The 13,613-nt window shown below is 60.0% G+C and carries 13 protein-coding genes; 5 read left to right on the top strand and 8 right to left on the bottom strand.

Going from position 1 to position 13,613, the window contains the following annotated elements:
- The 5 genes from leuS to VMH34_09935 form a co-directional block, all read right to left on the bottom strand.
- Window positions 1–2,519 (bottom strand): leucine--tRNA ligase (gene leuS, locus VMH34_09915; GenBank protein HTT09090.1); only part of this gene is annotated, 2,519 nt, incomplete at its 3' end.
- Between the two features lie 97 nt (window positions 2,520–2,616).
- Window positions 2,617–3,381 carry a PHP domain-containing protein gene (locus VMH34_09920; GenBank protein HTT09091.1) on the bottom strand — a complete coding sequence of 255 codons (765 nt, stop codon included), beginning with the start codon at window positions 3,379–3,381 and terminating at the stop codon, window positions 2,617–2,619.
- A gap of 2 nt (window positions 3,382–3,383) precedes the next feature.
- Window positions 3,384–3,728 (bottom strand): DUF3301 domain-containing protein, encoded by a 345-nt coding sequence (locus tag VMH34_09925; GenBank protein ID HTT09092.1) that lies wholly within the window; start codon window positions 3,726–3,728, stop codon window positions 3,384–3,386.
- Window positions 3,729–3,808: 80 nt separating this feature from the next.
- A complete protein-coding gene (locus VMH34_09930) occupies window positions 3,809–3,997 on the bottom strand; it encodes a CPXCG motif-containing cysteine-rich protein (GenBank protein HTT09093.1) in 189 nt (62 codons plus the stop codon).
- An 18-nt stretch (window positions 3,998–4,015) separates the two neighbouring features.
- Window positions 4,016–4,498, bottom strand: a complete 483-nt coding sequence (locus VMH34_09935; GenBank protein HTT09094.1) for a YajQ family cyclic di-GMP-binding protein — start codon at window positions 4,496–4,498, stop codon at window positions 4,016–4,018.
- Between the two features lie 162 nt (window positions 4,499–4,660).
- Here VMH34_09935 and VMH34_09940 point away from each other — a divergent pair, with 162 nt between their 5' ends.
- From VMH34_09940 to VMH34_09960, 5 genes are all read left to right on the top strand, one after another.
- Window positions 4,661–5,260 (top strand): peroxiredoxin, encoded by a 600-nt coding sequence (locus VMH34_09940; GenBank protein ID HTT09095.1) that lies wholly within the window; start codon window positions 4,661–4,663, stop codon window positions 5,258–5,260.
- Between the two features lie 76 nt (window positions 5,261–5,336).
- Window positions 5,337–6,293, top strand: a complete 957-nt coding sequence (gene trxB / locus VMH34_09945; protein ID HTT09096.1) for a thioredoxin-disulfide reductase — start codon at window positions 5,337–5,339, stop codon at window positions 6,291–6,293.
- A 2-nt stretch (window positions 6,294–6,295) separates the two neighbouring features.
- On the top strand, window positions 6,296–7,279 hold the full coding sequence (locus tag VMH34_09950; GenBank protein ID HTT09097.1) for a hydrogen peroxide-inducible genes activator: 984 nt from the start codon (window positions 6,296–6,298) through the stop codon (window positions 7,277–7,279).
- A gap of 130 nt (window positions 7,280–7,409) precedes the next feature.
- On the top strand, window positions 7,410–7,892 hold the full coding sequence (locus VMH34_09955; protein HTT09098.1) for a Dps family protein: 483 nt from the start codon (window positions 7,410–7,412) through the stop codon (window positions 7,890–7,892).
- A 30-nt stretch (window positions 7,893–7,922) separates the two neighbouring features.
- Window positions 7,923–10,829 (top strand): insulinase family protein, encoded by a 2,907-nt coding sequence (locus VMH34_09960; protein ID HTT09099.1) that lies wholly within the window; start codon window positions 7,923–7,925, stop codon window positions 10,827–10,829.
- A gap of 158 nt (window positions 10,830–10,987) precedes the next feature.
- Here the strand turns inward: VMH34_09960 and VMH34_09965 are convergent, their stop codons facing one another.
- From VMH34_09965 to VMH34_09975, 3 genes are all read right to left on the bottom strand, one after another.
- Window positions 10,988–11,521: a response regulator transcription factor gene (locus VMH34_09965; GenBank protein ID HTT09100.1), complete on the bottom strand. Its 534-nt coding sequence runs from the start codon at window positions 11,519–11,521 to the stop codon at window positions 10,988–10,990.
- 16 nt (window positions 11,522–11,537) lie between these two features.
- The gene (locus tag VMH34_09970) at window positions 11,538–12,758 is read right to left on the bottom strand and encodes an ATP-binding protein (protein ID HTT09101.1); all 1,221 of its coding nucleotides are present in this window, start codon (window positions 12,756–12,758) and stop codon (window positions 11,538–11,540) included.
- 239 nt (window positions 12,759–12,997) lie between these two features.
- Entirely contained in the window at window positions 12,998–13,465 is a 468-nt protein-coding gene (locus VMH34_09975) for a thioredoxin family protein (protein HTT09102.1), read from the bottom strand.
- Between the last annotated feature and the right edge of the window lie 148 nt (window positions 13,466–13,613).

Below are 13,613 nucleotides of genomic sequence, written 5' to 3' on the forward strand. Positions count from 1 at the left end.
CGCATCTTGCCGTTGACCTGCAACACCAGCTCGATTTCATCCTGTTTCAGCGCCTTTTCGTCGGCTTCCGGCCACGGCGCCTTGAGGATATCGTCGCCATATCCCAGTTCCCGCCACAGATGATCGGTGATGTGCGGGCAAATCGGCGACAATAACCGGAGAAGAATAGAGAACGCTTCTAGAAGGGCGGAATACTGCGTTTTTTCGACTTCACCAAGAGTATAGAGGCCGATCTCCTCCGTACTCACCATTGTTGGTAGTCCGTTATCAAGTAGATTCAACAGCTTCATGCACGCGGATGCGACTGTATTAAATTGCTGCTTTCCAAAATCAAAATTCGCTTGATTGAGCAACAGATGTATTTGATGGCGGAAATCTAATGTTCTTTTAGTCGCAGCACCCCAATTTATGGAATCGGCCCCGTTGCATAATTTAATTTCTGTTTTCAAAGGTTCTTCATGTGCCTTTGCAAAGCTCCATAAACGTCTTAAGAAACGAAATGCACCCTCGACGCTGGTATCAGACCATTCGAGTGTTTGTTCCGGCGGGCTTGCGAACATCATGAAGAAGCGCGCGGTGTCGGCGCCGCATTTTTCAATCAAGGCCTGCGGGTCGACGCCATTGCGCTTGGACTTCGACATGGTGCCCATGCCTTGGTATTCGATTGGCCGCCCGTCGGTTCTTGATTTGGCACCGGTGATTTTGCCGTCACTGTCGTGCTGCGGTTCCACTTCATCAGGCGCAAAATATTCGATGCCACCTTTGTCGGTGCGGCGCGAGTAGATGTGATTGAGCACCATGCCTTGGGTAAGCAGTTTTGAGAATGGTTCGTCATACTTGACCAGACCGAGGTCGCGCATCACCTTGCTCCAGAAGCGCGAATAAAGCAGGTGCAGGATGGCGTGCTCGATGCCGCCGATGTATTGATCCACCGGCATCCAGTAATCAACGCGCTTGTCGACCATCGCGCGATCGTTGTCCGGACACGCGTATCGCGCGTAGTACCAGGACGAGTCCACGAAGGTGTCCATCGTATCCGTTTCACGTCGGGCCGGTTTGCCGCACTTCGGGCACGAACATTTGACGAAGTCTTCGCGCTTGTTGAGCGGATTGCCGCTGCCGTCCGGCACGCAATCCTCCGGCAGCACGACCGGCAGTTGATCGTCCGGTACCGGCGCGTCACCGCAGGCATCACAGTGAATGATCGGAATCGGGCACCCCCAATAACGTTGCCGCGAAATACCCCAGTCGCGCAGCCGCCACTGCACCTGTTTGGCCCCCAGACCTTTTGCCTTCAAATCGGTGGCAATGGCATCGACGGCTGAGGCATGATCGAGGCCATCATATTTGCCAGAATTCACGCAGCGGCCGCGTTGCTTGTCCTCGTACCAGGACCGCCACGCATCCGTCGAAAAGCGCTCTCCCTCTACCGCGATGACCTGTTTGATGGGCAGGTTGTATTTTTTTGCAAAGTAAAAATCGCGTTCATCATGCGCGGGGACAGCCATCACCGCGCCTTCGCCATAGCTCATAAGCACGTAATTGCCGACCCAAACCGGGATTTTCTCGCCAGTCAGCGGATGAGTGACGGAGATGCCCGTCAGCATGCCTTTCTTTTCCATGGCCGCAAGATCGGCTTCCATCATCGTGCCGCGCTTGCATTCCTCGATGAAGGCGGCAAGTTTGGGATTATTTTTAGCGGCATGCGCGGCGAGTGGATGCTCGGCGGCGACGGCGCAGAAGGTCACGCCCATGATGGTGTCGGCGCGGGTCGTGAACACCCACAGTTTTTCCTGCTTGCCATCTAATTCATACGGAAACGCGAAACGCACGCCGACGCTCTTGCCGATCCAGTTGGCCTGCATGAGCTTCACGCGTTCCGGCCAGTCAGCCAGTTTGTCGAGATCAGCCAGCAATTCATCGGAGTATTGCGTGATGGCGAGGTAGTAGCCTGGGATTTCTTTCTTCTCGACCAATGCGCCGGTGCGCCAGCCGCGGCCATCGATCACCTGTTCGTTGGCGAGCACGGTCTGATCGACCGGGTCCCAGTTCACCACCTGGGTTTTTTTGTAGGCAATGCCTTTCTCCAGCATGCGCAGAAACAGCCATTGGTTCCACTTATAGTATTCCGGATCGCAGGTCGCGAGTTCCCGCTTCCAGTCGATGGCAAAGCCCAGCGACTGGAGTTGTTTCTTCATGTAGGCGATGTTCTCGCGCGTCCACTTCGCCGGCGGCACATTGTTCTGGATCGCGGCGTTTTCGGCGGGCAGGCCGAAGGCATCCCAGCCCATGGGTTGCAGGACGTTGTAACCGCGCATGCGGTGGTAGCGCGTCAGCACGTCGCCGATGGTGTAATTGCGCACATGCCCCATGTGCAATTTGCCCGACGGATAGGGGAACATCGACAGGCAGTAGAATTTCCGCCGCGCGGGATCTTCGGTCACCTCAAACGCACGCGCGTCCCGCCAGCGTTTTTGCGCCGCCGCTTCAATGGCGGCCGGGTCGTAGCGCTCTTCCATGGGTTGACCGGAAAATCAGAGGGTTGTGGGAATAATGGTGTGTCAGCTTACCGCACACCCAAAGTCCGCTACAACCGGCGCGGACGCTGAAAGATCCTCAATGATGGGGCGAGTGGAAATCCGAGCCCCAGGAGGGTCTGAATTCATGACGCTGCGCCAGTCGGGTGAGCATGTCGGTTTCGTCTTGTGTTTGCCTGCCATTAACGATTTCCATGCCCACGCCGCCGGCGCTCTTGAACGCGACCAGCATTTCGCGCACCTTGGCCGCCGTGAGTTGGTAGCGCAATGGGTGGGCGAGCACGCTCCAGCCGCCGGCGCCGTGGATAATCTGAATGGTGGTTTCCTGCGCCGGCCAGTCGGTGGCGATGTATGCAGGTTTTCCGCGGCCGAGCAGGCGCTTGAACGCATCGCCCACATTTTTTACCCGGCCTTGTCTTGCAAGATAACGGGCAAAGTGGGCGCGGCCGGGGCGGTCGTTGTCCGCGAGCAAGCAGGCGCCTTCGTAGGCGCCGGTGTGTCCCAGCTTGTTCAGCCGCGCGCCGATGTTGCGTGCGCGCAGGGTTCGCATCTCCGCCAATTTGTGCGTGAGTGATTTCAGACCGGAGTTATCCGGATCGATACCGAGGCCGACGATGTGCAACGTGTGATGACGCCAGTCCACGGAAAGTTCGATTCCGGGAACGAAGCGCAGGCTCGATTCGCGCGCCGCGCGCGCGGCTTCGTCCAGGCCAGCCAGGGTATCGTGATCGGTGAGCGCGATTTCTTCGACACCGCATTCGCGGGCGTGCCGCATCAACGCCGTGGGCGATAACGTACCGTCGGAAGCGGTGCTATGGGTATGCCAGTCAATGGGAGCGAGCATTTTTAGTGGACGAGATGCAAACGGTCGGTGGTGATAATGACGGGCCCATCCGGCATTTCCAAACGCACGAATTCCACCGCATGCCCCCGCAGATGCGCGAGGCCGGGATGGCGATCATGACCGTTGGGACTGAAGTCAAAACCGTACCAGCGGTGCAATACTATCGCGCCGCGGGCGTTGCGACCAATGCTCAGCCGTCGCAGCGCAACGGTTTGATCCAGAAACTGTACGCCCATTTCGCCACAGACCTGGCGGCAGCGGATCAGGGTAGCCTCGTGCGCCCGCGCGCTGTCCCACCAGTACGCAATGAGCGCGAGAATTGACGCAAGGGTAAGCAGGCTGCCCATTCAAAAAGTCGGAAACAGCATCGTGTAGGAGTGCATTCAAGGCGCCGGACGATGGTAACACGGGGGAACAGGAACAGGGGTCAGCCGGCGCCAACCGTCAGCCGCCGGACGAGGCCGTTCGCGACCGTGAAGGACACCGTCATCGGCTGGCAGCAAACCGCGCAGTCTTCGACATATTCCTGTGTTTCGCCCGCCGAGGGATCCAGCAACAATTCGATACGCTCACCGCAATACGGGCAATCGACGGACTTTTCGATCAAGGCGTTCATTAAGATGCGGACGGTGGGTCAATCGCGAAAATTGGTGTATTGCAACGGCAGGTCGAATTTGGCGGTGCGCAGAAGGGCAATGACAGCTTGCAAGTCATCCCGCTTCTTGCCGCTCACTCTCACCTGTGGCCCCTGGATCTGCGACTGCACCTTGAGCTTGCTGTCCTTGATCTGCCTGGAGATTTTCCGCGCCAGTTCGGCGTCGATGCCCTCGCGTACGGTGATGACCTGGCGAGCCTCGCTGCCGCTGACTATGACTGGATCGATCTTCAGGCAGGCCAGATCGATGCCGCGTTTGGTCAGGCGGTGCTGCAGGATGTCGAGCGCCTGTTTGACCTGAAACTCGGCTGGCGCACGGATCGTCAGCACTTTTTCGGTCTGTTCGATGCGGGTATTGGTGCCCTTGAAGTCGAAGCGCGCATTGATCTCACGGTTGGCCTGATCCACCGCATTGGCCAGTTCGTGGGCGTTGACCTCGGAGACGACGTCGAAGGATGGCATTACGGCAGCCTAAATCAGCGCACCTGCGGCCGTCTAATCCGCCGTGCGGATGAAATAACAATAGATAATAGCTATCATATTTATTAAATAATATTATTTTCACTATTGACCATGCCCGATTATTTTGCACCGCACCAAACCCACTTTTACATGAGGATGAGTATGAACACATTGGTCAATCGCATCGCACCGGAATTCAAGGCCGCCGCCGCGCTGGCGGACGGCAGCATCGTCGATGATTTCAGGCTGTCCGATCTCCGCGGCCGCTACGTGTGGCTGTTTTTCTGGCCGCTGGACTTCACCTTCGTCTGCCCGTCGGAAATCATCGCCCATAACAATCGCATCAAGCGCTTCCGGCAGCTGGGCGTGGAAGTGGTCGGCGTATCGGTGGATTCACAGTTCACGCATCTGGCCTGGCGCAATACGCCAGTGGAGCAGGGCGGCATCGGTCCCGTTGGCTTCACCATGGTGGCCGACGTCAAGCACGAAATCACGCGCGCTTTTGGCGTGGAGCATGAGGACGGCGTCGCCCTGCGCGCGAGTTTCCTGATCGATCGCGAAGGCCGGGTGCAGCATCAGGTGGTGAACAACCTGCCATTGGGCCGTAATGTCGATGAGGCCATCCGGGTCATCGAGGCCTTGCAGTTCACCGAGGAATACGGTGAAGTTTGCCCCGCCGGCTGGCAGAAGGGCGATCGGGCCATGAAGGCCGATTCGGCCGGCGTTGCCGCCTATCTGCGTGAACACGCCGCGAGCTTGTAGTCGATGCTTGAATCCGTGCGGGCGATCACTCGCCCGCACGGTATTCTTTATATTCTTGGGAGTGGATGGATAAACAATCATGAACAGAAAACACCAACGACTGTTGATTCTGGGCTCGGGCCCGGCCGGCTATTCGGCGGCGGTCTATGCCGCGCGCGCCGGTCTCAACCCGGTTCTGGTCACGGGGCTGGAGCAGGGCGGCCAACTCATGACCACCACCGATGTCGACAACTGGCCGGGGGACGACGCCGGCGTGCTGGGACCGGAATTGATGGAGCGGATGCGGAAGCACGCCGGGCGTTTCGGCACGGTGCTGATTTCTGATCACATCCACACCGCTGATCTGAAGCAGCGGCCATTTCTGCTCACGGGCGACAACGGCGAATACACCTGCGATGCGCTGATCATCGCCACCGGCGCCTCGGCCATGTATCTGGGCCTGCCCTCCGAGCAGGCCTATCGCGGCAAGGGCGTGTCGGGCTGCGCCACCTGCGACGGGTTTTTCTACAAGGACAAACCGGTGGCTGTCATCGGCGGCGGCAACACCGCCGTCGAGGAGGCGCTGTACCTGTCGAATATCGCCTCGCACGTGACCGTCATCCACCGCCGCGACAAGTTCCGCGCCGAAAAAATATTGGGCGACCGGTTGCAGGAAAAGGCGGCGACCGGCAAGGCGGACATCTGCTGGAACCACGTGCTTGATGAAGTGCTGGGCGATGACAGGGGCGTGACTGGCATTCGCATCCGCAACAATCAGACGCAGACGACGCGGGATCTCAAGCTTGACGGCGTGTTCATCGCCATCGGCCACCGTCCCAACACGGAAATATTCGAGGGCCAGCTGGACATGACCAACGGCTACATCAAGGTCAAAAGCGGCACCGGCGGTTTTGCGACGCAGACCAGCGTACCGGGCGTGTTCGCCGCCGGTGATGTCGCCGATCCCATCTACCGCCAGGCAGTGACCTCCGCCGGTTCCGGCTGCATGGCGGCGCTCGATGCCGATAAGTTTCTCGAGCAGCACAAACCGTAGGAATGACACTCACCGAGCTGCGCTATTTTGTTACGTTGGCGCGCGAATGCCACTTCGGGCGCGCGGCGGCGGCCTGTTTCGTGAGCCAGCCCACCTTGAGTGTCGCCATCCGCCGCTTGGAAGAGGAATTGGGCGCAACGCTGTTCGAGCGGAAGAATAATGACATTCAGCTCACACCCGTGGGTGCCCGGCTTACCGAGCGCGCCTGGCGCGTGCTGAATGAGGCCGCCATGCTGAAGGAGGCGGCCAAACAGGGAAGTGATCCGCTCCAAGGGCCGCTGAAGTTGGGCGCGATTTTCACCGTTGGCCCCTATTTGCTGCCGCAGCTCACCATCCGGCTGCGCAAACTCGCGCCACAAATGCAGCTGCTTATCCAGGAAAACTACACGGCGCGGCTGGCGGAGCTGCTGGCACAGGGCGATCTCGACGCCGTCATCGCGGCGCTGCCCTTTGACCCGCCCGGCACCGTCGTGGCGCCCCTCTATGAAGAGCCCTTCGTGGTGGCCGTCCCCAACGCTCATCCGCTGGCCGCGCACAAGACCATCACCGCCACACAACTGCAACACGAAGCGCCGCTCATGCTGGGCAGCGGGCATTGCCTGCGTGATCAGATTTTGGAACAGCTGCCAGCGTTGACGCGCGACCCGCAGAACGACGCGGAGACGCATCAATGGGAGGGGAGTTCACTTGAAACCCTGCGCCAGATGGTGGCCTCCGGCAGCGGTATATCCATATTTCCAAGCACCGCCGTGCCGGCCGGCCCCCCCAAAGGCACGCTGGTATCCTACGTGCCGTTCGCTTCTCCGGCACCACGGCGGGAAGTGGTGCTGGCGTGGCGTGACAGCTTCACCCGGCCGCGCGCCATCGAGGTCCTGCGCGGGGCCATCGCCGCCTGTGATCTTCCCGGTGCGCGGCGGTTGGCGGCGACGTCCGCACGTACGGCGGGTGCCGTGGCAAAGAATAGGAAAAAACTATCGATAAAATAGAAACAATCAATTAGCACAATAATAAACATCAGGTTAAAGTGAAGTCCTCCGGACCGGTCTGGACCGGCTCCGGCCCCGTCAACTGTTTGAGGAGACAAACATGGCCACACCACGCACTGCGGCGTCCACGATCCCCACCCGTCCAGCGATAGATATAGGTATCCGTGAGGCGGATCGGGGCAAAATCGTCGCCGGCCTGTCCCGTTTGCTGGCGGACACCTATACACTCTATCTCAAGACCCACAATTTCCACTGGAACGTCACCGGCCCGATGTTCCAGACCCTGCACCTGATGTTCGAACAGCAGTACAACGAACTGTGGCAGGCCGTTGATTTGATCGCCGAGCGCATCCGCGCCCTGGGTTTTCCCGCGCCGGGCACGTATCAGGAATTTGCCAAGCTGTCGTCGATCAAGGAGACCAAGGGTGTCCCCGGCGCGGAACAGATGATTGCGCTTCTGGTCGACGGTCAGGAGGCGGTCGTGCGCACCGCCCGCTCCGTGTTTCCGCTGGTCGAGCGGGTCAACGACGAGCCCACGGCGGACCTCCTGACGCAGCGCATGCAGGTGCATGAAAAAACCGCCTGGATGCTGCGCAGCCTGCTGGAGCGGTAATCGGCATTCACTCACGCGGGAAAGGGAATCATGACACAGCAAGCGTTTGAGTTGCTGCGCCAGCGGCGCATTGACAGCATCCAGGTCGAAATTCAGGAGTACCGGCACCGTCCGACCGGCGCCGTGCACTATCACCTGGCCGCCGGCGATAATAACAACTGTTTCGCGGTGGCGTTCCCCACCGTGCCCAGGGATTCCACCGGCGTGGCGCACATTTTGGAACACACGGTCTTATGCGGCAGCCGCCGCTATCCGGTGCGCGATCCGTTTTTCATGATGCTGCGCCGCTCGCTCAACACGTTCATGAATGCCTTCACCACCTCGGACGCCACGGCCTATCCGTTCGCGACACAGAACCGCAAGGACTTCGACAATCTGCTCAGCGTCTATCTCGATGCGGTGTTCTTCCCGCGACTGGAAGAGCTCAATTTCGCGCAGGAGGGCCACCGCATAGAATTTGAACGCGCCGGCGACGCGAATTCCCCGCTGGTCTTTCGCGGCGTGGTCTATAACGAGATGAAGGGAGCCATGAGCGCACCCATCGCCCAGGTGCAAATGGAGCTGCAATCATTGCTGTTTCCCACCACCACTTATCATTACAACGCCGGTGGTGATCCCGCCTGCATTCCGGATCTTACCTATGCCCAACTGAAGGCATTTCACAAAAGTCATTATCACCCTTCCAACGCCATGTTCATGACCTACGGCGATTTCCCTGTGCGCGAACACCAGGCGCGCTTCGAGGAATGGGCCTTGCGCGAGTTCCAGCCCGGAAGCCTTCAAATTGATCGGCGTGACGAACAACGCTACACCGCACCGGTGCAGGCGCAGCGTTATTACACGCATGAGGGCGGTGATACGCGCGACAAGACCTACATTGCACTGGGCTGGCTGCTGGGCCGCGTCGGCGATGTGCGGCAGGCCACGCGTGATCTGCTGCTGGGCAATCTCCTGCTGATGCACAGCGCCTCGCCGCTGCGCCAGGCGCTGGAGACAACCAAGCTTGGCGCCGCGCCGATCGAACTCTGCGGCGTGGATGACTCGATGAACGAAGCAATTCTGATTTGCGGCCTGGAGGGCTCCAATCCCGAACATGCCGATGCGGTGGAGCGGCTGGTGTTCGACGTGCTCAAGAACATCGTGAATCACGGCATGCCCGCGGAGGCCGTCGAGGCGGTGCTGACGCAGATGGAACTCGCGCAGCGCCAGATGTCTTCGAACCGCACGCCGTACGGCCTGCAACTGCTGGGTCGTGTGCTGAACGCCAAGGTGCATGGCGGCGACCCGCTGGCCTTCATGGACATCGATCAAGCCATCGAGCCCCTGCGCGAGGAATTGCGCGACCCCATGTTCATCCCCCGGCTGGTGCGCGAACGGCTGCTTGAAAATCCGCACCGTGTGCGCCTGGTCATGAGCCCGGATCCGGAACTCGCCGCCCGCCATCAGGCCGACGAGCGCAAACGGCTGGCGGCATTCAAGGCCACGCTCAGCGCTGCCGATCAAAATCAGATCGTCATTCGTGCGCGTGAACTGGATCGCCGCCAGCGTGAACCCGCCGATCCCAATATCCTTCCCAAGGTGGAACTGGCGGACGTGCCGCCGGATTTGAAGATCCCCACGGGGCAGGGGTTGGAAATCAACGGCATGCCGCTGGCTCGCTATGTCGAAGGCACCAACGGATTGGTGCATTTGCAGGCCATCGTCGATCTGCCCGCATTGACGGATGAGGAAAAGGAACTGGTGGTGATTTTCTATAACCTGCTGGACGAGGTCGGCAGCGGCGGCCGCGATTATCTGGCGACCCAGGCCCTTGGCGCCCGCATAGGCGCGCAGTCAGCCTACGTTTCCGTACGGGCGTCGGTGACGGACCCGCAGACGCTGCGCGGCTACTTCGCGCTGGCGGGGAAATCGCTGATGCGCGATCACGGCCGGCTGGCGCAGTTCATGCGCGAGATGCTGGAAACGGCGCGCTTCGATGAGCTCAAGCGTCTGCGCGAAGTGGTGTCCCAGATGCGTCTGGCACAGGAATCCTCGATCACGCAACGCGGCCAGCACCTGGCCATGCTCGCCGCCGCGAGCGGCATGGGACCGGGCGGCGCGCTCGATAATATCTGGGACGGGCCGGTATCGATCCAGTTCCTGAAAACGCTGGACGACAGCCTGCAAGACACTGACGCCCTGAAAAAATTCGCCGGGCGGATGGCGTACGTGCACAGCCTTTTGCTCGCACAGCCGTGCCGCCTGTTGTTGGTCAGTCAGGCGGAGCATCAGGATGAAGTCACGAATTCCCTGCGCACAACGTGGGGCGGTCATACCGTGGGCGCGGCACCCAGCGTATTTACGCACAGCGCCGTGCCGCGCCGCGTGCATGAGGCGTGGGTGACGAATACGCAGGTCAACTTTTGCGCCCGCGCCTATCCCGCGGCGCCCGCCGATCATCCCGATGCGCCGGTCTTCTCGGTGCTGGGCAAGTTCCTGCATCATGGTTATTTGCACCGTGCGATCCGGGAGCAGGGCGGCGCCTATGGTTCAGGCGCGAGCTATGACGCCGATTCGGCGAGCTTCCGGTTTTATTCCTACCGCGACCCGCGCCTGGAAGGCACGCTGCACGATTTCGACAATGCGCTCGAATGGTTGCAACAAGGCGGACACACCGGACGGCAACTGGAGGAGGCCATCCTGGGCGTCATCCAGATCATCGATCAACCCAAATCACCCGCCGCCGAGGCCATTCAGGCGTATTTCCACCAGCTGCAGGGCCGCACGCCGGAATTCCGCCGGCGCTTCCGCCAGCGCGCGCTGAACGTGACCCTGGCCGATCTGCAACGCGTCGGGCGCGAGTATCTGAAGCCGGCGCACGCCGGCACGGCGGTGATCTGCAATCAGGAGACGCTAAAGCAACATCGCCATCTGGACTTCGAGACGCACGACCTGTAAAGACACCAGTTCGTCGAAGGTCGTTGAAAAACGTAATGAGGAAGCCCTGCTGCTGGACGCCGCACGCGAGGAAGCGAGACAGTACAAGGCTGTACGGCGTGCTTCCGGGCGAGTAGCAACAACGCAGACGGGCTCCACAGTGGTTGTTCAAGAGGCCCCTATTGTCGGACGGGACGCTTTTTAAGTTTGCGTTGCAACGTGCGACGGTGCATGCGCAACCGCCGCGCCGCCTCGGAGACATTGCCGGCCGAATCGTTCAGCACCTTCTGGATGTGTTCCCATTCCAGCCGTTTGACGGATGGTCGTTCCGCGACGACGGGCGTGAGACTCGCCCCCTCCTCGCGCGCCAGTGCCGCGACGATTTCATCGGCGTCCGCGGGTTTGGTGAGATAGTGCACGGCGCCCAGCTTGATTGCCTCCACGGCGGTGGCGATGCTGGCATAACCGGTCAACACCACGATGCGCATGTCGGGATTCGCGCGGCGGAGTTGTTCGATCAGCGTCAGGCCGCTGGCGCCCGGCAGACGCAGATCCACGACCGCGTCGTCGAAGTGCGCGCTGCGTGCAAGCGACAGGGCGGTCTGCGCGTCCCCCGCGGATTGCGCGGCGTAACCGCGGCTGGTGAGTGCGCCGGCCAGCACCTGCCGGAAGGTTTCGTCATCATCGACAACGAGGAGGCTTCTGGATTTCATCCCGATAATTCCCGCGTCATGCGAGCAATGGCGCGAGCGGCAGACTGATTTCGGCAATCACGCCCAGGCCGCTATCGCGGTCGCGTAAAACAAGTTCGCCGCCGATTCTTTTGAGCGCGAGGTGGGCGAGGTGAAGTCCCATTCCCATGCCCTGCGGCTTGGTGGTGACAAAGTCCCGGCCAATGCGTTCCGCAACCCCCGGCGGCAGGCCGCCTCCTTCATCGCGGACCAGGACTTTTAATTCCTGTCCGTTCCAGCGGCCTTCGATCTCCACGCGGCCCGGCGAGGCGTCGGCGGCGTTGTGGAGGATGTTTACTATCGCCTGCGACAGTGTTCGATCGGCGATGATGCAGGGCGGCGGTTGCATCCCATGCAGATGAACGCTGATCTCATGGCCGGGGCGCAGCGCACGCCATTCCCCAATGAGTTGCGTGAGATAGCGGTCTATGTCCATCCGGCCGCCGCTCAAGGCCTGCGCCTGACCCGTCCGCGCGCTCATGCGGGAGAGGATGTCCTTGCAGCGATCGATCTGCCCGCGCAACACGCGCAAGCCGTTTACCAGCTTCGGATCATTCTCCCGCTCCTGTTGCAAATCCTTGGCCAGCACCGCCATCGTCGACAGCGGCGTGCCCAGTTCGTGGCAGGTGCCGGCCGCCAGCGATCCCAGCGCCAGCCATTGCCTGGCCTGGGCCAGTTCACGGTCGTGGGTGCGCAGCGTTGCGCCGATGCGGGCGACGAAAAAAGCGATCACGGCGGCGCTCAACAGGAAACCGAACCACATCCCCCACACGTGCGGTGAGAAGTGATCATCATCATGCACCCAGTGCAGGGTGTGCTGGTGGAAGAACATGAGCGTTGTATAACTGACCGCGGCGCAGACCACCAGCATCCAGGTATAGGCGGGTCTGAGCGTGGCCGCGGCCACGGTGATCGGCAGCAGGAAGAGGGAGACGAAGGGATTCCAGGAACCACCCGTGAAATACAGTAGCGTCGTGAGCGCGGCGATGTCGATGCACAACTGGAGCAACACCTCGGATTCCGCAACCGGCCGGCGGGTGGAAACGATGCGCCAGCTTAACGCCGTGATGACCGCGAGAGTGATCAACACCGTGGTGATCGGCAGCCACGGCAACGGCGCATGCAGCAACAAATGCGCGGCGACAAGGGCGGCGATTTGCACACCCATGACAAAGGTACGCAGCAGCAGCAGATAGCGCAAGCAAAGACTGGTCAGCATGGCGGGCGTTTGGGGCACCGAACGAAACGACTGGTGATTATATCAATCCACCAGGCACTGTGAGCACCCCGGATGTCGACGGCGACCGGCAATGGCGACATTTTGCCGCGGAGTGCGGCCCCTTCCTTCATGGGGACATGGCACCCCCTCCATCGTAACCACCGCCGATCAGCGGCGCGGCTTGACTCGGTCGTGACGAACCGGTGCGGTTCGACAAGCAGTCTCTCTGCGAGGCGTCGTTACTCTTGGTTGACCACCTTTTGCCTTAGAAAATCGTAAATACCGTCTTCCCCCATATTGCGGGCATTCGCCAATTCACCCGCCTTGGTGGAATAAACAATAGCATTCTCCGGCGTTAGCACCACTGCCGCCGGGATGCCACCTTTTATGGGATTCCCATAGGCATTGACCAATTCAAGATTTTTATCAAAATTGCCAACATCGATTTTCACGACAATAAATTTTTCTCCAAGCAAGTCACCACTCCTGCCCTCCAAGGCTTTGGCCAGTTCCCGACAGTCCGGGCACCAGTTCGCACCAAAGATCAGCAGCACTTTCTTATTATCCTCGCGTGCCTGGGTTATGGCCTGAGTGACGCTGGCCTTGGCGTCGGCGGTTTCGTCATATGGCATTGGTGCCGCCATTACTGCGCCAACGCAAAGAATTAGCGATGCCGGCAGGTATTTATTCATAATCCAATCCCACATGCGATAAACACTCCATTAAGAGTTCAAATATGAGTGAATGTTCCAGATTGGCCTTATTTAGTCCAAGACCTTGCGATAACTTTAGTACGACCTTTGAACCCGAATCTATTTAAGAGATGTGTCAGGCGGTCAAAGCGGGTAAACGACC

The sequence above is a fragment of the Gammaproteobacteria bacterium genome, assembly GCA_035501935.1.
GTDB lineage: Bacteria > Pseudomonadota > Gammaproteobacteria > JAJPIJ01 > JAJPIJ01 > JAJPIJ01.

Excerpts from the sequence above, each read along its gene's own strand:
- VMH34_09920 (HTT09091.1), bottom strand. The coding sequence starts at position 3,381 with ATGCTCGCTCCCATTGACTGGCATACCCATAGCACCGCTTCCGACGGT.
- VMH34_09925 (HTT09092.1), bottom strand. The coding sequence starts at position 3,728 with ATGGGCAGCCTGCTTACCCTTGCGTCAATTCTCGCGCTCATTGCGTAC.
- VMH34_09930 (HTT09093.1), bottom strand. The coding sequence starts at position 3,997 with ATGAACGCCTTGATCGAAAAGTCCGTCGATTGCCCGTATTGCGGTGAG.
- VMH34_09935 (HTT09094.1), bottom strand. The coding sequence starts at position 4,498 with ATGCCATCCTTCGACGTCGTCTCCGAGGTCAACGCCCACGAACTGGCC.
- VMH34_09940 (HTT09095.1), top strand. The coding sequence starts at position 4,661 with ATGAACACATTGGTCAATCGCATCGCACCGGAATTCAAGGCCGCCGCC.
- VMH34_09950 (HTT09097.1), top strand. The coding sequence starts at position 6,296 with ATGACACTCACCGAGCTGCGCTATTTTGTTACGTTGGCGCGCGAATGC.
- VMH34_09960 (HTT09099.1), top strand. The coding sequence starts at position 7,923 with ATGACACAGCAAGCGTTTGAGTTGCTGCGCCAGCGGCGCATTGACAGC.
- VMH34_09965 (HTT09100.1), bottom strand. The coding sequence starts at position 11,521 with ATGAAATCCAGAAGCCTCCTCGTTGTCGATGATGACGAAACCTTCCGG.
- VMH34_09970 (HTT09101.1), bottom strand. The coding sequence starts at position 12,758 with ATGCTGACCAGTCTTTGCTTGCGCTATCTGCTGCTGCTGCGTACCTTT.
- VMH34_09975 (HTT09102.1), bottom strand. The coding sequence starts at position 13,465 with ATGTGGGATTGGATTATGAATAAATACCTGCCGGCATCGCTAATTCTT.